General features: G+C 56.8%; 18 protein-coding genes. 11 read left to right on the top strand and 7 right to left on the bottom strand.

The features are described 5' to 3' along the window. Together PKO02S_RS17890 and PKO02S_RS17885 are read right to left on the bottom strand one after the other, a co-directional pair. Nucleotides 1-449, bottom strand: a 449-nt coding sequence (locus PKO02S_RS17890; protein ID WP_127585208.1) for an Rpn family recombination-promoting nuclease/putative transposase, incomplete at its 3' end; no start/stop codon positions are given. A gap of 213 nt (nucleotides 450-662) precedes the next feature. After that, nucleotides 663-917, bottom strand: a complete 255-nt coding sequence (locus PKO02S_RS17885; protein ID WP_164821526.1) for a DUF2164 domain-containing protein — start codon at nucleotides 915-917, stop codon at nucleotides 663-665. 171 nt (nucleotides 918-1,088) lie between these two features. Here PKO02S_RS17885 and PKO02S_RS17880 point away from each other — a divergent pair, with 171 nt between their 5' ends. The 5 genes from PKO02S_RS17880 to PKO02S_RS17860 all read left to right on the top strand — a co-directional run bounded on the left by PKO02S_RS17880 (nucleotide 1,089) and on the right by PKO02S_RS17860 (nucleotide 6,859). Continuing rightward, nucleotides 1,089-1,517: a hypothetical protein gene (locus tag PKO02S_RS17880; protein WP_127585206.1), complete on the top strand. Its 429-nt coding sequence runs from the start codon at nucleotides 1,089-1,091 to the stop codon at nucleotides 1,515-1,517. Nucleotides 1,518-1,892: 375 nt separating this feature from the next. After that, nucleotides 1,893-2,687 carry an RNA polymerase sigma factor SigI gene (sigI, locus tag PKO02S_RS17875; RefSeq protein ID WP_127585205.1) on the top strand — a complete coding sequence of 265 codons (795 nt, stop codon included), beginning with the start codon at nucleotides 1,893-1,895 and terminating at the stop codon, nucleotides 2,685-2,687. Between the two features lie 5 nt (nucleotides 2,688-2,692). After that, on the top strand, nucleotides 2,693-4,270 hold the full coding sequence (locus tag PKO02S_RS17870; RefSeq protein WP_127585204.1) for an anti-sigma factor domain-containing protein: 1,578 nt from the start codon (nucleotides 2,693-2,695) through the stop codon (nucleotides 4,268-4,270). A gap of 160 nt (nucleotides 4,271-4,430) precedes the next feature. Continuing rightward, nucleotides 4,431-5,759 carry an ATP-binding protein gene (locus tag PKO02S_RS17865; RefSeq protein ID WP_127585203.1) on the top strand — a complete coding sequence of 443 codons (1,329 nt, stop codon included), beginning with the start codon at nucleotides 4,431-4,433 and terminating at the stop codon, nucleotides 5,757-5,759. 83 nt (nucleotides 5,760-5,842) lie between these two features. Continuing rightward, nucleotides 5,843-6,859: an aldo/keto reductase gene (locus PKO02S_RS17860; RefSeq protein WP_127585202.1), complete on the top strand. Its 1,017-nt coding sequence runs from the start codon at nucleotides 5,843-5,845 to the stop codon at nucleotides 6,857-6,859. Nucleotides 6,860-6,905: 46 nt separating this feature from the next. Here PKO02S_RS17860 and PKO02S_RS17855 read toward each other — a convergent pair whose 3' ends face one another. Continuing rightward, nucleotides 6,906-7,472: a hypothetical protein gene (locus PKO02S_RS17855; protein ID WP_127585201.1), complete on the bottom strand. Its 567-nt coding sequence runs from the start codon at nucleotides 7,470-7,472 to the stop codon at nucleotides 6,906-6,908. A gap of 212 nt (nucleotides 7,473-7,684) precedes the next feature. Here PKO02S_RS17855 and PKO02S_RS17850 point away from each other — a divergent pair, with 212 nt between their 5' ends. Next, the gene (locus PKO02S_RS17850; RefSeq protein ID WP_246067107.1) at nucleotides 7,685-8,164 is read left to right on the top strand and encodes a GNAT family N-acetyltransferase; all 480 of its coding nucleotides are present in this window, start codon (nucleotides 7,685-7,687) and stop codon (nucleotides 8,162-8,164) included. A gap of 261 nt (nucleotides 8,165-8,425) precedes the next feature. Next, on the top strand, nucleotides 8,426-11,152 hold the full coding sequence (gene helD / locus PKO02S_RS33310) for an RNA polymerase recycling motor HelD (protein ID WP_174819921.1): 2,727 nt from the start codon (nucleotides 8,426-8,428) through the stop codon (nucleotides 11,150-11,152). Between the two features lie 648 nt (nucleotides 11,153-11,800). On the opposite strand, the gene PKO02S_RS17840 is transcribed toward helD, so the two are convergent. Beyond that, nucleotides 11,801-12,862, bottom strand: coding sequence for a glycoside hydrolase family 15 protein (locus PKO02S_RS17840; RefSeq protein ID WP_127585200.1), 1,062 nt, complete (start codon nucleotides 12,860-12,862; stop codon nucleotides 11,801-11,803). A 232-nt stretch (nucleotides 12,863-13,094) separates the two neighbouring features. Between PKO02S_RS17840 and glgB the strand changes: the two genes are divergently transcribed. From glgB to PKO02S_RS17820, 4 genes are all read left to right on the top strand, one after another. Beyond that, the gene (glgB, locus tag PKO02S_RS17835; RefSeq protein WP_246067106.1) at nucleotides 13,095-15,008 is read left to right on the top strand and encodes a 1,4-alpha-glucan branching protein GlgB; all 1,914 of its coding nucleotides are present in this window, start codon (nucleotides 13,095-13,097) and stop codon (nucleotides 15,006-15,008) included. Between the two features lie 93 nt (nucleotides 15,009-15,101). Further along, entirely contained in the window at nucleotides 15,102-16,259 is a 1,158-nt protein-coding gene (locus tag PKO02S_RS17830) for a glucose-1-phosphate adenylyltransferase (RefSeq protein WP_127585198.1), read from the top strand. Then, complete coding sequence (gene glgD / locus PKO02S_RS17825) at nucleotides 16,256-17,365, top strand: glucose-1-phosphate adenylyltransferase subunit GlgD (protein ID WP_127585197.1); 1,110 nt, start codon at nucleotides 16,256-16,258, stop codon at nucleotides 17,363-17,365. The genes PKO02S_RS17830 and glgD overlap by 4 nt, the downstream gene beginning before the upstream one ends. Before the next feature lie 18 nt (nucleotides 17,366-17,383). Then, nucleotides 17,384-18,892, top strand: a complete 1,509-nt coding sequence (locus PKO02S_RS17820; protein WP_127585196.1) for a glycogen synthase — start codon at nucleotides 17,384-17,386, stop codon at nucleotides 18,890-18,892. On the opposite strand, the gene PKO02S_RS17815 is transcribed toward PKO02S_RS17820, so the two are convergent. The 3 genes from PKO02S_RS17815 to PKO02S_RS17805 are packed head-to-tail and all read right to left on the bottom strand — an operon-like array spanning nucleotide 18,867 to nucleotide 22,460. After that, on the bottom strand, nucleotides 18,867-19,748 hold the full coding sequence (locus PKO02S_RS17815; protein ID WP_127585195.1) for a carbohydrate ABC transporter permease: 882 nt from the start codon (nucleotides 19,746-19,748) through the stop codon (nucleotides 18,867-18,869). The two genes, PKO02S_RS17820 and PKO02S_RS17815, sit on opposite strands and share 26 nt — an antisense overlap. Before the next feature lie 30 nt (nucleotides 19,749-19,778). Next, nucleotides 19,779-20,738 carry an ABC transporter permease gene (locus tag PKO02S_RS17810; protein ID WP_127585194.1) on the bottom strand — a complete coding sequence of 320 codons (960 nt, stop codon included), beginning with the start codon at nucleotides 20,736-20,738 and terminating at the stop codon, nucleotides 19,779-19,781. Between the two features lie 54 nt (nucleotides 20,739-20,792). Continuing rightward, entirely contained in the window at nucleotides 20,793-22,460 is a 1,668-nt protein-coding gene (locus PKO02S_RS17805; RefSeq protein WP_127585193.1) for an extracellular solute-binding protein, read from the bottom strand. Nucleotides 22,461-22,482: the final 22 nt, after the last annotated feature.

Genomic DNA, 22,482 nt, shown 5'->3' with positions numbered 1-22,482 from the left:
ATGCTATGGAACTTCCCCAGCGGCAGGTAGTCATGGTCCAGCAGATTAATGCCGATCGTCCGCTTCAGCCGGATATACGATTGGCCGGCGCCGATCGTGTCGGCGAATAGCCGGGTCATATAGAACAGGCTACGCTGATCCATGCGCTTGAAGCGGCGGATCTGCATCTCGATGTTCACACGCTCCGATGAATCGGTCTCGCAAAGAACGTCCAAAGACGCTTCCTTGTCATCGATCCATTCGCGGGACAGTACCCGATTCTCCAATATCGTCACGTCCGCGATCCGGGCCTTCCCGTCCCGCCGCAGGATAGCGTTGAGCAGGCTGATCAGCAGCGGCTTGCCAGCCTCCTCGGCAAAAAGCTTCTTGAACAGAAAATCATTCTTCGGGTTCAATCGGGGCGATGTTGTGTACGGAGCCGACTCTTCCCTCAACTGCACAGCTTCCATGTTCGTTTCCTCCCATTGTATCACAAGTTTTCTACCGACACAGCCGACGCCGAACGCAAAAAAGCACGCACTGTGGGCTCCCCGATCGACGGGAAACCCAACAGCGCGTGCTTCGCGGCTGCAACTTTGAATTGCATTCAGTGTATCGGATAGAACACGCTTTGTAAAGCGGGGGTGGGTCCGCCTCGCACACCCATCGCTTGCGGAGCGGCATTAGCCCATCCTTGTACGGATCGGCTGGCGCAGGGCGTACAGCTCGTCCTCCAGGCTCGCCATCCGGTCCATCAGCACGGACTGGGCGTCGGCGATCGCCTGATTGTAGATGTGGGGCGACAGCTCGCGGATGATCGTATCCAGCCATTCCTCGGCGGCCAGAGACCCTAGCGGCTCCCCGAAGCGCTGCTCGAAATCGTCGCACAGCACGGCCAACATTTGCTGCTTTTGCTCGCGCGGGATTTTAATTACCATTGTATTACTCCCTCCCATAAGTCGAATTATCTATGATTATATAGAAGTTTGACGAAAAACCAAGTCGAGGGACCCGTTTCGCGGGAGGAATTAACGGGTATTCCGGCGAATAGGGATTAATAATCGAATCGACGAGAGCTCCGGTATATCCGGGAAAGGAGTTGAACGGCGATGAGTTTCTGTTGCGGGGCGAGCATGATTGGTACGAAAGGTACCTTGAAGCATATACACACTCATATCCACAATGTGCCGCTGTTGTTCTGTCCGGTTTGCCATCGGGTCGAGGTGCATCATCTGGTGGAGATGGAGTACGAGATTTTGGCGGAGTATGCGCATGGCGACGGGGCGGCGGAGATCGACTTCGACGAGTATGTCGAGGATCGGCACGGAGCGGCTTTGTACGAGAACTGCGTCAGCAATGAAGACGAGGATCCGCTCGAGCTAGTGCGCAACCAGATCGACATCTCGCTCGATTTGCTGATGGCGGCCAAGGCTCTGAACGACACCGAATGGGAGAATGAGCTGAAGAAGCGGCTGTCCGTGCTCAGCCAGAGGCGCGCCAAGCTGCGCAACAAGGCGAAGTCGGCCGGGTCGAAGTGAGGCTGGCGGTTAGTGCAGGACGGTAGATGATAGGATGTGTAAGGACGTCTCTTCGGAGGCGTCTTTTTGTTGCGGTCAAGTTTGGCTTGCTTACGTGGGAGTGCTGATTAAGCGGTTTAGCTGATGGTGAATGGATTGTAGAGGCATTTTCATACTGGTGAGAAGCCGCCAAAACGGACCGCAACAAAACGTTGCAAACGTGCGTCAATACATTGGGGCCAATTGCCAGAAGGGTTTTGCGCCGCGACACGATTCGAGCCTATCCCCCTGCATACGTCATCGGGGTAGGCGGATGTGGTATAATACAAGAATCGGGTTTGGCGACCCCCCTATTGCAAAAGGCCTACTCGAAACATGTAGTGTGAGGTGGAACGGTTGTTACTGGTACTTTTCAAGCGATTTCTGGGCAAACGCCAGTCTCACCATCCTTCTGGACTTCCGGAGACGCCGGAGAACAAAGTCATGCGCATACAGGAGGGTGAATTACGGCTTCGCAATCAGTTCATCACCGATTATCAGCCGTTTGTAGCCAAAGTGACAAGTAGATTCTGCAAGAGATACATAGACCCTTCCCGCGACGATGAATTCAGTATCGCCTTGGGTGCCTTCAACGAAGCGATCAACCAATTCTCGCCCGAGTCGGGACGCTCCTTTCTCAGCTTTGCCGAGACGGTTATGCGCCGGCGGCTGATCGACTATGTGCGGAAGGAGCAGCGGTTCTCTCAGCAGATCCCCTACAGTTCGTTCGAAGTGGAGGATGAGGAAGACAGTACGGTGAACCCGGTGGAGATCCATCAGGCCATCGAGCAATACGAGAAAAACCGAACCGTCGAGGAACGGCGCAGCGAAATCGTCGACTTCAGCAATTGCTTGCTGGAGTTCGGCATCTCGTTCGCCGAGCTGGTCGACGCCTCCCCCAAGCATAGCGATTCTCGGGAGGTGCTGTTCGAGATTGCCGGCACATTGGCGGCCGACAATAAGATGATGCAGGTCGTGCTCAGCAAGAAGGTGCTTCCGATCAAAGAGCTGCTCGACGTCGTGCAAGTGTCCCGCAAGACGCTGGAACGCAATCGTAAATTTCTCATTGCCGTTGCTTTGATTATCAGCGGGCCCTATCCGTATCTCAAAGACTACCTGCGCATCCCAAATCCGTATTCCGGGAAGGAGTGAACAAGTTGAACAAAGGAATCGTCATGGAAATGACACAAGCGCACCTGATTGTCCTAACGCCGGAAGGCCGGTTTATGAAGATCCCCCGCAGCAACCGGACCTGCGAAGTCGGCGAGGAAATCGTATTTGCCCACCCGCTGAATCGATGGAGGCGTCCTTTTCTAACACTTGCTTCCAGCATGACGGCCGCCATCCTGCTCTGCATCGTGCTGTTTAACGGCATCACTCCGAAGATCGGGGGCATGGACCCGGTAGTCGCCTATGTCACGCTGGACATCAATCCCAGTGTGGAGCTGGGCATCGACGTTAAGAAGAACGTACAGAAAGTACAGGGACTGAACGACGACGGAAAGGAACTCATTCAAAACTTAAGCTACAAGGGGAAAAGCTTGGACACCGTCACCGAAGAGCTGCTGAACCGGGTGGAACGGAAAGGGCTATTCGATTCCGGTGTAGGCGACATCATCATTACGAGCACCAAGGCCTACGAGGAAGCGGAGATTGACGACCTGGTCGTGAGCGACGATGTGAAGAAACAAGTAGAGACACACATCCAGACGAATCACGCGGCAGCCCAGGAAGCGATCCATGTCGCAGCGATCGTGACGCCGACGGAGGTGCGCCAAGCGGCAATCTCGCAAGGCGTGTCCACCGGGAAATATTCCATCTACCTGAATGCGAAGAGCAACGGAACTTCGGTGACGATCGATGAGATCAAGACGCAGTCGATCCACAAGATTGCCCAAGAGCAGGGCGGGCTCGACAAGCTGATTGACACGAAGAAGGTGCCGAAGAAGGAAGAATGGTCGAAGCTGCTTCAGGATGAGCGTCAAGGCGAGCTCGATGCGAAGGTGAAGGAGCAGGCGAGCAGCAACAATAACGGCAAGGGCAATGCCGGCAATAACGGCAAAGGCAACGACAAGAGCAGTGACAAGAGCAACGACAAGAACAACGACAAGAGCAATGACAAGAGCAACGACAAGAACAACGGGAAAAGCTTGAATTCCCCGTCGCCGTCGCCATCTACCAAGCCGTCTACCAAGCCGTCTACCTCGCCGAGCTCGACGCCGAAGTCCAGCGCCAAGCCGACGCCGACGCCGACGCCAACCAAAAAGCCGGAGGCGAACAAACCGGAGGACAACCGGGTCGTCTCCTTTCTCCAGAACCGCGACGATACCGATCGTAACGACAATCGCGGCAATGACCGGGACAATTCCCGGAATAATCGCGAAGACGACAAGAAGACCGGCTCCCAGTCGCAGCTAAGCCAGCGTGAGCGGGAAGAGCAGGCCAAGAAAGCGGAGGAGCAGCGCAAGCAAGAGGAGCGCCGCGCCGCCGAGCAGAAGCAGCGTGAGGAGGAAAAGAAACGCGAAGAAGAGAAGAAACTTGCCGAGGCCAAGAAGCGCGAGGAAGACCGGAAGCGCGAAGAACAGAAGAAGGCGGAAGACAACAAACGCGGGAATGAGCGGGTCGACGACCGGCGGACGAATGGTTCGGATCGAAACACGAACGACAATGAACGATCAAACAATACAAATTCATTGTTTTTCCGCGGATGGACTCCCACCAGCTCACAGCGCTAAAACCTCCCTCCAGCAGGGGCAAACAGGGCCTTTCCTCCCAGGAGGAAAGGCTCTCTTCGTTCGACAAACTTCCAGTTTATTCGCGATTGACGGACTCTGTCGATTGGCACTATGATACTGTTGAATTGGTAGAAATTGAGCGAAGAAGAAGGTGCAGGGTATGCCGCAAAAGAAAGAAACCTACAATCGGGCTTTAGAGCACAATGTGTTTACCGACGGTGGCGTTGCCCTTCACTCGGCTTCGCAGATGAGCTTGAGCCAGGTGTTGCAGGAGATGCGGACAGAGGAGATCGTGGAGCTTCATGGCGAATGCTTGCAAGCGCTTGTCGCCGAAGCGCCTCCGGATACCGCGTTGCACATTTACAAGCAGGCGGCTCGGTTTTTGACGGAAGTGATCGCTTACCGGAAGCGGCGGATGGCAGACGGCTCCATACAGCAAGTACAAGCAGTCAGCAGCAAATATGAGGATGTCCTGCAGCAATTGGACTGTGGCATTATCCTGTTCGATTGCGCAGGCACGGTATCGTTCGTCAACGTCCAGATGGCCAAGTTTCTCAACGTCTCCCGCAAATCGTTGCTCGGCTGCAGCCTTCGCCAATTGATCAGCCATCGGGGGCTTACCCGCACCTATCGCAAGCTGATTTACAAGCTGTTCCGGGAAATGTACATCTACAGGCTCCGCTTCCAGGAAGTCATCGACGATTCCGGCCGGCACTACCTAGTGACGACTACATACGGGGATGAGCTCGACGGGGATATCCTCATCAGTGTGAAGGACATCACGGAGTTCAAACGGATCGAGCAGTCCGCCTACCAGAACGACAAGCTCGCCCTGCTCGGCAAAATCGCCGCTTCCATCGCGCACGAGGTCCGCAATCCGCTGACCTCCATTCGCGGTTTCATCCAGCTGCTCCGCCCCCACCTGAAGGCGCTGGGCAAGGAAGAGTACTCCAAGATCATTCTGGATGAAATCGACCGCGCGAACGAAATCATTTACGAGTTTCTCAACTCCTCCAAACCCTCGACGCCGGACAAGCAGGAAATCCATATTTCCGCTCTGCTCAAGGAAGTCTGCTTGCTTTTCGAGAGCGAGGCGCTGCTTAAAGGCTGCGATATCGAGCTGGCACCGATCGACCCCCAGTTAACCGTCCTGATCGATGTCAAGCAAATGAAGCAAGCGTTTCTGAATTTGGTCAAAAACTCGCTCGACGCCGTCGAACGGTCGCCCCAAAAGCGCAAAGGGATCATTCGCATTTCCGCGGACAAGCATGGGAGCAAAATTCGCATTATGCTGCAGGATAACGGCATCGGGATGGATCATCATACGATGGCGCGGTTGTTCGACCCTTTTTTTACGACGAAAGAGGAAGGGACCGGCCTGGGACTGGCCGTTTGCTATCGGATCATCAAAAACCACGGAGGCGTTATCGGTGTGGACAGCGTGGAAGGGGAAGGCACTACATTTTTCATCACGCTTCCTCCAAGTTAAGAAATGGTATCCGCGATCCGAAGCCGGGCTCAATGTGGTACAATGTAGAAGGAAAAGACAGACGGGACAGGGGAGAGACGGATATGCGCTACAGCACTTTCGGCAAAATCGGCTACAACGTATCGTCGCTCGGATTCGGGGCGATGAATTTGCACAGCGTGTCCCTGGAGCAGGCGGGCGACGCTTTGAACTATGCGCTGGACCATGGCATCAATTATATAGATACCGCAGCGGCGTATAAGAACAGCGAAGTGATTATCGGCGAGACGATCTCTCATCGCAGGAGCGAGTATTTCCTGGCGACGAAGACCGGCAAACGCGACTACGCCTCGGCGAAGGAAGAGATCGAGCGCAGCCTAGAGCGGATGAAGACCGACTACGTCGACCTGCTGCAAATCCACTACGTGAACTATGTGGACGAGTTCAAGCAGGCGATGGAGCCGGACGGCGCGTACCGAGCGGCGCTCGAGGCGAAAGCCGCCGGCAAGGTGCGGCATATCGGCATCAGCGGCCATCGGCCGGATCTGCTCACGAGGTGGATCGCCAAGGGACAGTTCGATCAGGTGCTGTTTCATTTGAATTTGGCGCAGCCTTTCGCGGGTCGGGAGCTGATCCCCAAGATGCGCGAGCTGGACATGGGGATGGTCGCGATGAAGCCGCTGTCCGGCGGGTTCATTCAGCCGGTCGATACGGCGATTCGCTATCCGTATAGCAAGAACGTGCATGTGATCATCTCGGGCATGGTCAGCGTCGAGGAAGTGAAGATGAACCTTGCGGCGATAGAAGAGGAAGTCGGCGCGGCGGAAGCGGAGCAGCTGGACTTGCTCGCGGCGGAGCTCGGCACGCATAATTGCCGCCGCTGCAACTATTGCTCGTGTCCGGTCGGCATCCAGATTCCGGACGTGATGATCTCGAGCCGCGTGCGCGAGAAGTTCGGCCTGCTGCCGAAGGGCGACGGATTCTATCAGCGGAACAAAGAGAAGATTTTATCCTGCGCGGACTATGAGCCTTGCAAGGAGCAGCCTCTATGCCAGCAGCTGTGTCCGTATCAGCTGCCGATGCAGAGGATCATTCAAGAAGCCGCCGGCTATTACGCCTAAATGTGAAAAAGCTGCCATCCCCCAAGGGGCGGCAGCTTTCGTCATGCTAGAGCTGGACTTCGACGCTGCTGTTGCTGCTGAGGGCGGGAATCGCGGCCGGCGCCGGAGTGGCGATCCATTCCTGGACATCCTCCATCCGGATCATCAGGCGATTCACCTCATCCGTAGTGAAGCTAAGGCCGGCCATCCGCTGCTGAAGATTCGGCAGGTTCACGGCGATTTTGCCGGAGCGGCTTCGTTTGGCTCGGATATCGTATTTCAAAACCGTCAAGGATACGGTATAATCATCGGTATGCCCTTGATCGACCGGCTTAGCGTCTGCGGTCGGGATGATCAGCCATTTTTTGTTCCAGTAGATCGTGTCCGGCTTGATGTTGACCACGAGCCATTCGGACTGGGCGCCTTCGCCATCGGTCAGTTTGACGATTTGTGTCGAGTGGTTATGCTCGGATAGCCTCTGGGTCGTCCGCAGATCCGGTAGCAGCGGCACGATGAAGATCGGCAGCGCGCTGGCTATATAGAGCAGCATGGGCGATTCTTGCCATACACTGGCGCCGAATAAGGCTAGGAAAACTAGTAGACTGGTGATGATTAAAATAGGTTTTGCTTTCATGGATGCCTCCTGTGAAACTCATGCTATATGGTATCATACCACACAGAAGGTAGCGTTTGAAGATGTAGAAATATGTCATCTGGCTCTAGCGCAAAAGTTTTATTTATGCTACGAGTTGAAGCAAAATTCGAGGTTGTCGGACATCCCTAGAATATGCAAGACGGGCTAAACATAATCCTGTTTTTAGTGTAAAAAGGAAGGTGCAGGTGGAGGTGGCGGAAAGCGGGAGCAGGTCCATTGAAATCCGATGGGTAGGGGTAAACGATCCCTCGTTGGCGGCGTTGATCGATCGGCTGGATGCGGAGCTGCAAACGATCTATCCGGCGGAAGCGATATTCGGTCTGGACCTGGAGGCGGCGCATCAGGGAGGCGAAGTCGTGTTCGCTGCGGCGTATGACGGCGATCGTCCGGTAGGCTGCGGAGCGCTGAGGCCGCTTGGGGAACCCGGGATGCTGGAGCTGAAACGGTTTTACGTCGACCCGGCATATCGGGGACGTGGAGTCGCTTCGGGCATTTTGCGTTTTCTGGAGGATCACGCCCGGCGGGAAGGGTACTCCATTGTTCGGCTGGAGACAGGCGAGCTGCTGGAGGAGGCGGTCCGCTTGTATCGCAAGTTCGGCTACACGCCGATTGATCGGTATGGGCCGTATGTCCATTGTGAGGAAAGCTATTGCATGCAGAAGCGGTTATAGAATGTAAAAGACCTGATGGGGTGTGCATCCAGTCAGGTCTATCTTAATTAAGTCATGAAACAACAATAAAAGGTTGCCGCAGTGGCCCCTTTATGATACAATCAATCTGTTATTGGCTTGTTAAATAATCGTCCGTAAACTGTTCCTAATAATATCTTATCATAGAAGACAATTGCTGTCAACCTTCTCGATTGCAGCATTTGTACCGGAGTGGGGGATCATTTTTGGGACGGCGCGCGGACCTTGAAGGAGGCATACAGCATGGAATCGAACGATTGGAAGCTGGAGACGGATCGGCTGGAGCGAACGGAGCAAGTGATTCGGGAACAGCTGGGGCAATGGGAGCGGGTGCTGGGAAGCCGGAAGACGGACATTATCGAAGCGCGTCAGCATTTTGGCGAGCTGGCGTTCGACCCTAACGAGCTCTTGGAATCGATCATCGATTTCAGCCATCACTCTCGTGAACTGAATCGGCAGGAGCTCGTTTATTCGCATGCGTTTGCCAACCATCGCCGATTGCTGCTGCTGTCGGATACGCCATATTTCGGACGGATTGATTTTCGGGAGCAAGGGAGCGTGCAACTGGATCAAATCTACATCGGCAAGTCGACGCTGCTGGATCGGGACGGCGAGCAAGTGCTTGTCTACGACTGGCGGGCGCCGGTCGCTTCGATGTTCTATGACTACCAGTTGGGGGACGCTCAATATGAAACGCCGGACGGCATGCTGAAAGGGTTGATCGAGCTTAAACGGCAATATTGGATTCAGCGCGGCGAGCTCAAGCAGATGTTTGACACGGGCCTCCATATCGGAGACCGGCTGCTGCAGCTGATGCTCGGTCAGAACGCGGACGATAAGATGAAGAGCATTGTCACCACCATCCAGCGCGAGCAGAACCGCATCATCCGCGACACCCGGCACCGGACGGTCATCGTACAAGGCTCGGCCGGAAGCGGTAAGACGTCGGCGGCGATGCAGCGGGCGGCGTACATGCTGTACCGGTACCGGGATACGTGGAAGGCGGACGATATTTTGCTGCTGTCGCCGAACGGGCTGTTCGGTGACTACGTGTCCAATGTGCTGCCGGAGCTGGGGGAAGAAAACTTGCGGCAGATGACGTTCCAACAGCTGTTGGAAGCGGCGCTCGGGCCGAGCTATCCGGTGGAGGATCCTTTTTCACAGCTGGAGGCGCTGCTCGCGGCAGGTCCGGATGATCAGGAGGCGCAGGCGCGGGTGCGGGCGATTCATTGGAAGTCGTCGCTCGCCTTTGTCGACCAGTTGGAGGCATATTTGGCTTCGCTGGAGCAGGCGGGGATGCTGTTCAAGCCGCTCGGGTTCAAGAACCAAACCGTCGTGCCGGTCGAGCAATTGAACGAGCTATGGTACGAGAAGTTCGCCGGGATGAGCATCCGCAAGCGTGTGGAAAATATTAAGATGTGGTTGGAAGGGGAGCTGAAGGCGAAGCAAAAAGCGTACATCTCCAGGGTGTACAACAATTTGCTGAAGCAAAATCAATACTTGGGCGCGGACGAGGAACTGATGGAGATGGCCAAGGCGAAGGTGAAAGGGAACTTTAAGCGGATGCGCGCCGATATGGAGGCGTTGACGTTTATCGATTATGTCGGCTTGTACCGGCAGTGGTATGCGTCGGGCGGCGCTTGCGAGGCGTTAGGCTCGGGTGCGGAGGCAGGGGCAGAGGCGGGAGCGAAGGCAGAAGCGGAGTCGAAGGCAGAGGCGGGAGTGAGGGCAGAAGCGGAGGCGCAAGCGCAAGCGGTAAGGGAGCAAACGCTCAGGGGGCTTGAAGCGGAGGCGCTGCCTTATGAGGATGCGATCGGGCTGATGTATTTGCGCCAGGCGTTCGTCGGCATTGAGCAGCATCATGCGGTGCGGCATGTGATGATCGACGAGGCGCAGGATTATTCTCCGTTCCAGCTCCATATGATCCGCAAGATTTATCCGCGCGGGGGCATGACCTTGCTTGGTGATTTCCAGCAGGCGATTCTCGCGCATACGTTCTCCAGCGGGAACAGCCTCATGCAGCTGAAGGAGATGTTCCCGGAGGAGTCCACGCTGCTGTTCGAGCTGACGAAGAGCTACCGCTCGACGCGCGAGATTGTCGAGCTGACGACGTCCATCGTGAAGCGGACGGACATCGAGCCGTTCAGCCGCAGCGGCGATCGGCCGCTCCTGCTGCGCCTGCCGGACCGCGAGCGTCTCGCGGAGACGGCGGTGCAGCAGATCGCCGAGCTGCGCGCGGCCGGGTCGGCTTCGATCGCGATTATTTGCAAGACCGCCCGGGAGGCGGACGAAGCGTATGGCGCGATCAAGCGGTTGTTGGCGGCCGATGTCGTCGCCGGCGAGGGCGAGGACGAGAGTGAGTGGCAGACCGGAGAGCACGAATGCATGCAGCCGGAGATGCTCGAGCTCGAGCCGGGGCTCCGGCTGAGCGTGAAGCCACTAGGCGGCGCCATAGCGCTGGCGGTGCCGAAGGCGAAGACGGGCACTGCGGGCATGGCTAGTGGGAATGAGGGAGCGGATGCTGATGCAGGAGCAGGTACGAATGCAAGTGTAGGAGCCGGCGCGGGGGCAGACGCAGGAGCTGGAGCAGGAGCAGGAGCAGGAGCAGGAGCAGGTGCAAGTGCAAGTGCAGGAGTCGGCGCAGGTGCAGGCGAGGCTGTGAGCGGTGAAGGCGACAGCGATGCGGAACGCGACGAGCAAGCCAGTGGATCCGCGGAGGAGCTGGAGTTAGTCACGAAATATACGCAGACGTTCAAACGAGGCATCGTCGTGATCCCGTCCTACCTCTCCAAGGGGCTGGAATTCGACGGGGTCATCGTGTACGATGCCAGCGCCGCCTGCTACAGCCAAGAGCGCGAGCGCCGGTTGTTCTACACCGTCTGTACGCGGGCGCTCCATCGCCTGGTGATGTTGTCGCCTGGTGAACTGACGCCGTTTTTGAGCGATTCGTCGCTGTACGAAGTACGCTAACACACCACTAACGAAACAAACCGTTCGGCTTAGTCGGACGGTTTTTCTATGTTTAGCAGTGGAGGGACTGGTCTGATTAAATGAACCTAAGTGCGCTTCTTATGAACCGATATTCGCAAGCAGTCACAGCTCTCGCTAATCTATGAACCCAAGTACATAATCCGAGAAGCCAGCTTCCTGAACAGTGAACTTAGGTTCATAGATGCACATGCTTCACTATTTTGAGGGAAATTTGATTCATAGAATATATACTTCAGTGCATATTGAATTGCTGGGCGCGGGGGGAATATGAAATAAGTCTACTTGGTGTGGGAGCGATTGGCTATGGTCTGCAGGGTGGATGTGGCGGTGAGTGGGAGGTGAAGAAGGGAGAAATTTGGTCTGCTTGGCGGATGTGGCGGATGGTGGGGCAGCTGCCTGAGCGAATACTGCTGTGTGACGGCGCTATTTAATCAAAATTAGGTATATCACGAAAAATAACGCTACGCATCTACCGCATCCGCTTATTCGGCCTTCAATCTGTTGCGGAAAGCCTTCGTTTCAGCCGAATAGCGCTACGCCTCACCTTATTTTCCGCGAAACCAAAAAATCCGGATAATAAGGTGATATCGTAGCGTTATTGTGCAGCGGGAGTCCGTTACCTGCCCATTAAGCCCCCACGCTGCTGGCGCTGACGCCGGTCATCCGCTCTTTGGCGAGGATGTACATCGCCGAGCTCCAGCCGAGCGGCGTGTTCGCGTTCGGAGTCGCCGTGCCGCTGTAGAACAGCTCCGGCAGCACGCCGGGCTCGGTCATGACGGCCTCGGTGCGCGCCACGAGCTCAAACGCCTTCTCCGGGTAGCCGAGCTCCATGTAGCACAGCGCCAGCCAAGGCAAGCCGAACGTCCACTCCGCCTCGGTACCGTAGTAGAGCTCCGGCGCCAGGCTGCGGCCGTGCATACTCTCCAGCGTGCTGTAATAGCTGTCGCCTTCGTAACGGATAACGCCACGCTCGCGGAGCAGCAGCTTCTCGACGTTCGCGACGATCATCTCGCCGAGCAGCCCGGTATACAGCCGGTATGGGTACACGAGGCTAAGCAACGACAAATCAGCCCGTTTCGTGGCGCTTTCCTGCGGGAACAGCCCGAACACCGAGTCGAGCCCCAGCGTAATCATACGCTCCGGCACGTCGACGATGCCTTCCACCGCCTTGAGCCCTGCGACGCAGGCGCCGACGGAGGAGGCGTGCACCTCGCGATTTTCCTCCCACATCCCGTTGTCCGGATCACACCAATACTGCACATTGTCGAGGTAGCGCACGAGCTTCTGCACGATGATGCGATCGCGGTCGCTGCGGAGCATCGGTTTGCCGAATTTTAGTCCCATGCCGATCCCGAACAGGAATGCCCCAATCATATCGTGCTGCACATGGCCCCAATTCTGCGTATGGATCTCGAGCAGGTCGGTCGTGTAGCGGGCATGAATATATTCCCATTCCCAAGTAGGTTTATGTTCGCACAAGATGTTGATCTTCCACTCATACATTAAGAACAAGTCCAACAATCGGTGATACGTCTTCTCGTAACAAACGTCCGCCTTGTTGAGGTACGGGTACGACATGTAGACGCAGTCGCGGATCCAGACGTATTTGTAATCATGGGAAGGGCTCGCGATATACACGTCGCCGGGCAAGCGCAGCCGATCCAGCACCTTGTAGCTCTCTTGCAACATAAGAAAAACCCCCAACGCTCAAAAAGCGAGATTATGATGCTAGTCTATGAATATAGTATCGCCTTCTATGAGTTCTATTATGCGAAGGAGGACACGGCGCGTCAATAAATTTTACGACAATTCAAAAAAATAATGTTAATGTAAATGTGATATTAACTTACATTCGGGGAGGGGAATATGATAAAATAGGGGAAAATCCGAACAATCACTCAAAATAAGGGGTGAAATGTTTGTGAATGTGAATTTAGTTGACATGAAAGACCTGTATTTGTTCAACACAGGCGAGCTCTATGAAGCTTACAAAGTGCTAGGCGCGCATTATGGCGTCTGGGACGGCGCCCATGGCGTTCGTTTCGCCGTCTGGGCGCCGAACGCAGCAAGCGTTAGCGTAGCCGGAGAGTTCAACGGCTGGCAGGGCGACCGTCAGCCGATGGAACGCCTCGGCGACACCGGCGTCTGGTTCGCCTTCGTGCCCGGCTTGGGCGAAGGAACGGCCTACAAGTACGAGATCGTCACGCCGCAGGGCGAGAAGAGGCTGAAGGCCGATCCGTTCGCCTTCCACGCCGAGCTGCGACCCGGTACGGCGTCCGTCGTGCGCCGGCTCGACCGGTTCGTCTGGACTGACGGCGACTGGCGCAGCCGCAGCCGTAGCGCGACGCCCTGGGACCATCACCAGCGGCCGATGCTGATCTATGAGGTCCACCTCGGCTCCTGGAGGAACCGGGGGCGCGAGCAGTTTTACTCCTACAGCGAGCTAGCCGTCCAATTGGTCGATTACGTTGTGGAGCTGGGCTTTACGCATATCGAAATTTTGCCGCTCACGGAGCATCCCCTGGACGCCTCATGGGGGTATCAGGCGACCGGGTATTTCGCCGCCACGAGCCGCTACGGTACTCCGGAGCAACTGATGGAGCTCGTCAACCGGGCCCATGAACGAGGCATCGGCGTCATCCTCGACTGGGTGCCCGGCCACTTCTGCAAAGACGATCACGGCTTGCGACTGTTCGACGGGACGCCGCTCTACGAGCCGGCCGATCCGCGGCTGGCCGAGAAGGAGCTGTGGGGCACGCTGGCGTTCGACTTCGCCAAGTCCGAGGTAGTCAGCTTTCTCCTCTCGGGGGCGATGTTCTGGCTCGATGTGTTCCATATCGACGGTTTGCGGGTCGATGCGGTGGCGAGCATGATCGATCGGAATTTTGACAAGCCGGAGCCCATGCGCACATATACTGAGGACGGTGGGTCCGAGCTCCGGGAGGCGGTCCGCTTCTTGCGGAAGCTTAACGAGACCGTGCATAGCCGCTACCCGGCGGCTCTTATGATGGCGGAGGATTCCTCCAGCTATCCGCTCGTCTCGATGCCCGTCTACGCCGGCGGTCTCGGCTTCGGCTACAAGTGGAACATGGGCTGGATGAACGACATGCTCCGCTACATGGAGCTGTCGCCCGACAGCCGACGCCACCATCATCGGCTGCTCACCTTCTCGATGATGTACGCCTACAGCGAGCGGTTCGTGCTCCCCCTGTCGCATGACGAGGTCGTGCACGGGAAACGGTCGCTGCTGAACAAAATGCCCGGCAGCTACGACGAGAAGTTCGCCCAGCTGCGGCTGTTCCTAGCCTACTGGATCGGGCATCCCGGCAAAAAGCTGCTGTTCATGGGCGGCGAGCTGGCGCAGTTCGACGAGTGGAAGGATGCCGGGCAGCTTGACTGGATGCTTCTGGATTACCCGCATCACCGCAGCCTCCGGCAGTTTATGCAGGCGCTCGCCCATCTGTATCGCTCGTACCCTGCCCTATGGGAAGCGGACGACGATCCGGCAGGCTTCGAATGGATCGACCCGAACAACGCCGAACAGAGCGTCGTTTCCTTCGTTCGTCGAGCGCGAGGAGCCTCTCCCCCGCTTGTGTTCGTCTGCAATTTCTCGAATCGCGAGTATGCCGGGTTCCGAATCGGCGTTCCCGCCCCGGGAATGTATCGCCGGGTGTTCTCCACCTCGCCGCTGCCTTACACCGAGAAGGGCGAGCATGTTTTGCAAGCTCAAGCCTCCACATGGCAGGGGCGCGACTACAGCTTGGAGTTTCCGCTTCCCGCTTTAACCTGCTTGATTATCGAACCAGCCTCATTTTTATCCGAAAACGAATCTTAGATCGAACCTGGAATCACCTCATTGTCCTAACCCGCTGCAATACCGCCGTTCATACGAAAACCTACCTCGCAAGAGACAGAAGGAGGACTCCTCATGCAGCGAAAAAAATGCGTCGCCATGCTGCTGGCAGGCGGAGAAGGAAGAAGGCTCGGCGCCCTCACGCGCAACTTGGCAAAGCCGGCCGTCCATTTCGGAGGCAAGTACCGGATCATCGATTTTACGCTCAGCAACTGCACGAACTCCGGCATCGATACGGTAGGCGTCCTGACGCAATACCAGCCGCTCGCCCTGCATGCGCATCTCGGCATCGGCAGCCCCTGGGAGCTGGACCGCAAGTCCGGCGGCGTCACCGTCCTCCCTCCTTACGTGAATCAACGCGGAGGCGACTGGTACAAAGGGACCGCCAACGCCATTTATCAGAACATCGGCTTCATCGAGCAATACGACCCGGAATATGTGCTGATCATCTCGGGGGACCACATCTATAAGATGGATTATGACAAGCTGCTGGCCTACCACAAGGAAAAAGGGGCGGACGCGACGATCGCCGTCATCGAAGTGAAATGGGAGGAAGCGAGCCGGTTCGGCATTATGAATACCGACGCGGCCAAGCGTATTACCGAATTCGCGGAGAAGCCGAAGCAGCCGAAGAGCAACCTGGCGTCGATGGGCGTCTACATGTTCAGTTGGCCGGTGCTGAAGCGTTATTTGCAGGAGGATGAGGCGAAGGAAGGGTCGTCCAACGACTTCGGCAAAGACTTGATCCCGGCCATGCTGGACGCAGGCGAGCGGATGTTTGCTTACCCGTTCGATGGGTATTGGAAAGACGTGGGCACGATCGAGAGCCTGTGGGAAGCGAGCATGGATTTGTTGGAAAGCAAGCCGCGGCTGAACTTGAACGACCGGGCCTGGCGCATCTACTCGGCCAACCCGAACCAGCCGCCGCATTATATAGCGAACACGGCCAAGGTGCAGACGTCGCTCGTCAACGAGGGCTGCATGGTGTTCGGCGACGTAGACCGGTCGGTATTGTTCTACGGCGTCCATATCGGGGAAAACAGCGTCATCCGCGACTCCGTCATCATGCCGAATGTCAAAATCGGACGGGGAGCGGTCATCCGACGCGCGATCATAGGCGAAGGCTGCGTCGTTGAGGACGGGGCGGTCATCGGACAAGAAGGCGACGACGCGGAGATTACGCTGATCGGCAGCTTCGCAACGATCTCGAAGGAACAGGGGGCGGAAGTATGAGAAGAGTGATGGGCGTCATCAACCTGGTGAACGAGTACGAAGAGATGGAAGAGCTGACTTACGGACGCTGCGTCGCCTCCGTTCCGTTCGCAGGGCGGTACCGCTTGGTCGACTTCATGCTGTCGAGCATGGTCAATTCCGGCATCTCGAACGTGGCGATTTTCGCGCATACGAAATACCGCTCTTTGATGGACCATCTCGGCTCGGGTAAAGAATGGGACCTCGACCGCAAACGCAGCGGCCTGTTCATCCTGCCTCCGGCCGTCGACGAGATGCAGGATATGCTGAAGGGCGACCTGTTCCATTTTCACCGGCATCGGGATTACTTCTACCGCAGTCCGGACGAATACGTCATTGTCGCACGCAGCCATATGGTATGCAACATCGACTTCACGAAGGTCGTCGACGCGCATCGCGAGAGCGGGGCCGATGTGACGCTCGTGTACAAGGATACCGATGAGCAGACGAACGCTCGCTGCCGTCGCCTCGTGCTGAACGACGAAGGCCGTGTCACCGCGATGCAGGACCACCAAGGCCGGCTCGCCACTAGCAACGTCTCGATGGAAGTGTTCGTACTGCGCAAGGACTTGCTGCTCGACCTCGTGCAGGTGTCGCTGTCCGAAGGCTATGACCATTTCGTTCGCAATGCGATCATGCGCAATGTCGACCGTCTGCGGATCCACGGCTACAAGTACGAGGGCTATCTAGGCGTCGTCAACACGATTATGAGCTACTACCAGCACAGCATGAAGCTGCTGAACCCAGAGGTGTATCGGGACTTGTTCTTCACCCCGGGGTTGATCTATACGAAGGTCAAGGATGAGCCGCCGACCAAATATCTCCGCTCCTCGAGCGTCGGCAACGCGTTGATTGCGAACGGCTGCCACTTGGAGGGCTCGGTGGAGAACAGCATTTTGTTCCGGGGGGTGAAGGTGCGGAAGGGCGCGAAGATCAAAAACTGCATCATCATGCAGAACTGCGAGATCGGCGAGTACGCCTCAATCGAGAACGCCATCCTCGACAAGGATGTGCTCGTCGGCCGCGGACGCGATTTGCTGGGCGATCTATCCGCACCGTTCATTGCCGCGAAACGCCGGATCATCTAAAGGAGAGGGGAGCGGTCCATGAACGTGTTGTTCGCGGCGTCGGAAGCGGCGCCGCTCGCCAAGACCGGAGGGCTCGCCGATGTGATCGGCGCGCTCCCCAAGGCTTTGAGGGCCAAGGGGGACGACGTCCGAGTGATTATGCCGAAGTATGGCGTCATCCCGGAGACGTACCGGCACCGAGCGGAGCATGTCGGCTACATCATGATCCAGCTCGGCTGGCGCCGCCAATACTGCGGCCTCGAGCGGTTGGACGTCGACGGCGTGCCGTTCTACTTAGTCGACAATGAATTTTATTTCCGCCGCAGCGGGTTGTATGGATATGGCGATGACGCCGAGCGATTCGTGTTCTTCAGCCGGGCGGTGGCCGAGCTGCTGCCGCTGCTCGCGAGCAGCGGATTCGCGCCGGACGTCGTGCATGCGCACGACTGGCAGACCGGGCTCGTGCCGATGCTGCTGCAGCAAGGCTATGGCGGCGACATCGGCAGAGCGGCGAAGACCGTCTACACGATCCACAACCTGCAGTACCAGGGTGTCTTCTCCAGGGAGACACTGCAGGATCTGGCCGGTCTCCCCGATGAGTGGTTCACCGGGGAGCGCCTCGAGTTCGCCGGCGGCGGCAGCTGTATGAAGGCCGGTCTCCTGTACGCGGACAAGCTCACCACGGTGAGCGAGACGTACGCGCAGGAGATTCTCACGCCCGCCTACGGCGAGAAGCTGGACGGCGTGCTGCGCGAGCGGCAGGGCGACCTGATCGGGATCGTCAACGGGATCGATACGGAGTCGTTCGATCCGATGCGCGATGCCGCCCTTGCCGTGGCCTACCGCGACTCGCTCGCCAAGAAACGGCACAACAAAACGTCCCTGCAGCGCGGACTCGGGCTGCAGGAACGTCAGGATAACGGCGGGTACGGCGGGCACGGCGGGCACGGCGGCGAAGGCGCGGCTGGCAAGGACATGCCGCTGATCGGCATCGTGAGCCGGCTCGTCGACCAGAAGGGGCTCGACCTCGTCGAGGCCGTGCTGGAGGATGTCGTCCGCGACGGCTTCCAGCTGGCCGTGCTCGGCACGGGCGAGCCTCGCTACGAGCAGCTGTTCCGCTCGTACGCCTCGCGCTTTCCGAGCCAAGTGTCGGCGTCGATCGGCTTCGACGATGGACTCGCCCGGCGCATCTACGCGGGCAGCGATCTGTTCCTCATGCCGTCGCGCTTCGAGCCGTGCGGCCTGGGGCAGCTGATCGCGCTGCGCTACCGCTCCGTGCCGGTCGTGCGCGAGACGGGCGGGCTGAAGGACACCGTTCCGCCCTACAACGAGTACACGGGCGAAGGCCTGGGCTTCACCTTCGCCCCTTACTCCGCGCACGACCTGCTGTTCACGCTCCGCCGCGCGGCGTCGTTCTACGCGCAGACGGACCATTGGGCCGCGTTGCACCGCAACATCGCCCGCACCGACTACAGTTGGGCAGCTTCGGCCAAGGCCTACGCGCGACTATACCAGGAGCTGGTTACCCCTTTAACGCCCCAACCATAACGCCCTTGACGAAGTACTTCTGCACGAACGGATAGACGAACAGCACAGGCAGCGTAGCGACCATAATCGTCGCGTACTTGATCGTCTCGCCGATCTGGAACCGGTCGGCGGCCGCAGCGTCGGTGGCCATGCTGTCCGTCGAGTTCGAGATCAGAATCTGGCGCAGCGTGAGCTGCAGCGGGTACAGGTTGTGATCCTTCAGGAAGATGGAAGCATAGAACCAGCCGTTCCATTTGTCCACCGCATAGTACAGGATCATGACGGCGATAACCGGCATCGAGAGCGGCAGGACGATGCGGAACATGATTGTGATATGATTGGCGCCGTCGATTTTGGCGGATTCCTCCAGGCTGTCGGGAACGGCCTGGAACGCCGTCCGCATGATGATCAGGTTGAACGTATTGATAGCGAACGGCAAGATCGTGGCCCACAGCGAATCGATCAGCCCCACTCCTTTTACAACGAGGTAGAACGGGATCAGCCCGCCGTTGAAGAACATGGTGAATACGATCAGGAAAATGAAGAGCTTATTCAGCATGACGTTTTTCCTGGACAACACATACGCGCCAAGCGCCGTCATGAACAGGTTGACGAGTACGCCGAAGAACAGGATGAACAAGGTGTTGCGGTATCCCGTCAGAATGGCGGGGTTTTTGAATACGGCTCTGTACGCATCTAAGCTGAAGCCCAGCGATTTGTACAGAAAGCCTTTATGTGTAATCAGTTGCCCCGCATCGCTCACCGAAGCGAAGGTCACATAGAGCAGCGGATAGAGCGTCACGACGATAAGTAGCCCCAGCAGCACGTGAATGATCGTATCGAAGACTCGTTCTCCGAAGGTCATTTGCATCTTCATAGAAATCCTTCCTCCCTTCCCCTCCGAGTTCTACCACAAGCTATTCTCATTCACCTTGCGACTGATATAATTCGCCGTGATCAGCAGAATCAAGTTGAAGACGGAATTGAATACGCCGACGGCGGTGCTGTAGCTCCAGCCGAACTCCAGCAAGCCTTTGCGATACACGAACGAGGAAATGACGTCGGCCGTGTCGTAGATGGAGGAGTTGTAGAGCAGAATGATTTTCTCGAAGCCTACGTTGAGCATATTGCCCATTCGTAAAATAAACATGATCATGATCACCGGCATGATGCCGGGCAGCGTGATGTACCAAATCTGCTTCCACCGGCTTGCGCCGTCGATGCGGGCCGCCTCATACTGCTCCAGGTCGATGGCCATGAGCGCGGCGATATAGATAATCGACTCCCAGCCGATTTTTTGCCAAATTTCAGATAATACATAGATCGGACGGAACAATTCCGGCTTCTGCAGCATAGGGAGGCCGTCATAGCCGAAGAAGGTGAAGAAATCGCTCAACACCCCGTCCGCATTCGTGAATGTCTTGATCATCCCGCAGATGACGATAAGGGAGATGAAGTAAGGCATATACGTAATCGTCTGTACCACTTTCTTGAACACGCGATTGCGCACTTCGTTAATGAGCAATGCCAGTATGATCGGTGCCGGAAACTCAAACACGAGGGTGAGTACGCTGATGATGATCGTGTTTTTCAGAATGCGCCAGAAATAATAAGAGTCGAAGAAATCCTTGAAGTTTTGCAGGCCGACCCATTCGCTGCCGGTTACCCCCTTGATCGGAGTGTATTCCTTGAAAGCGATGATAACGCCGTACATCGGAGCATAGTGAAAAATCGCATAATACGCGATGACCGGGATCATCATGAAATACAAGTATTTGTTATAAACCAGATCTCGCAGCAGACGGGCGGAATATTTCTGGCTGCGCACCTGGGGCTCTGCGCTCCTGATCGTGACGGTTTCTCTCATGTCATCCCTCCTCTACTATAAGGGGAGGACGGATGACGTCCTCCCCCCGGATGATTAGCGTTTGTTGTAACGGTCCAAAGCGGCTTTTTTGATTTCCAGCGCGCGATCGATCTTGAGCGACTTCATTTTGTCCACGTATTTGTCGAACGAATCGAGCGGCTCGGTGCCCAGGATAATCTTGAGCGTCATTTCGTCCACGAGCGTGTCGATGTCGGTCATGATCTTGGCATACTCCGTGCTCTCTTCCGGAGTCGGCGTGATCGGAGGCAGCTTCGTCTTGGCGGCGTCGGTCTTCGCCCAAATGTTGATGGCGTCGCGTTGCTGCGGCAGGGCCAAGTATTGCTCGATATAGCGTTTGTCTTGGATGAACGGACCGCCGCTGTTGCCGCGGATATGCAGCGCCATCGCTTGAGCCGGTACGAGCTTATCCGGGTTCTTCATCAGCAGGTCGGTGTACTTCGGATAGCCGTTCTCCAGCTTGTAGCTGACGCCTTCGGTACCGAAGTTGAAGAACATGCCGCCTTCCGTGCTATAGCCATAATCCAGCATCTTGGCTGCCAGCTCTACGTTTTTGGACTTCGCAGTGATGGCCACCATCCCGCCTGGCGTGAAGGGGTCGTCGCGCTGGCCGAATTTCGGCGTGTCGCCTTTCTTGAGCACCGGATATGGAGCCGGTACTAGCACGGCCTTCGGATCCTTCGCTTCAACCAGCGGCTGCCAGCGGCCGATGCCGCCGCCTGCATTGCCGACCGTCGCTCCGGTAGCGCCGGATACGAAATTGGCGTCGAGCACCTTTACGTCGGCAGTAGCCAAGTTTTTGTCGAGCAAGCCTTCGGAGTACCATTTGCGCATGTTGGCCAAGTGATCCTTGAAGCCAGGCTGCATCGGACCGAACTTGATCGTGCTGCCATCCAAGTAGAAGTCCCTTGTGACGCCGTAAGCGCCAACGAATGCGCCGGCCCCGGATTCATTGAGCGGTCTAGGCAGACCGACGAGGGAGAGCGGTGCGGTTGCGCCTTTCTTTTCCTTGAAGGCCTTCAGGACGGTGTACCATTCGTCGATAGTCGTCGGCACTTGCAGGCCGAGCTCATCCAGCCAGTCTTTCCGGATGATCGGTCCTTGGAACACCATCAGCGATTCGTCTCCGCGGATGAACGGGAACGCATAGTAGCTGCCGTTGTCCGTTTTGGACATTTTATCGATTTCTGGATGGTCTTTCAGGTATTTCTTCAGGTTAGGCGCGTATTTGTCAATGACGTCGTTCAGCCTTAAGATGTAACCGTCTTTGATCGCCTTCTCAGGACCGCCCGGGAAGCTGAGGAAGTTGTAGTCGATCATGTCGGGCAGGTCGCCGGAAGCGAGCATGACGTTGAGCGTTTCTTTGCCTTGGTTCGGCGGCGCAGTGATGTACTTGACCGGCACCCCGGTGACCTTGGTCCAGTTCTGATAAAATGGAACGTCCACCTGTGAAGATTTCACGCCTACGAGATTGCCTGTGAGCTCTTGCCAGAACGTCACTTGTGTGGTCGTCTGCATCGGGTACTTCGTTGCGGCTGCAGGCGACGCGGATGCCGCGGTGGATGGCGAAGCGGATGCTGAAGCGGATGGTGAAGTCGATGCCCCTTTGTTGTCTGAGCCGTTGCTTGAGCATGCTACCAGGAAGCTGTTTGCTACTAAGATGGCCGATACAGCAGTCCACATTTTGAATTTGGCTTTGCTCATGTGAGACCTCCTTGAAACGGTT

This window comes from Paenibacillus koleovorans NBRC 103111, from assembly GCF_004000845.1.
GTDB lineage: Bacteria > Bacillota > Bacilli > Paenibacillales > NBRC-103111 > Paenibacillus_AA > Paenibacillus_AA koleovorans.
This window is presented reverse-complemented; position numbering and strand designations above follow the sequence as displayed.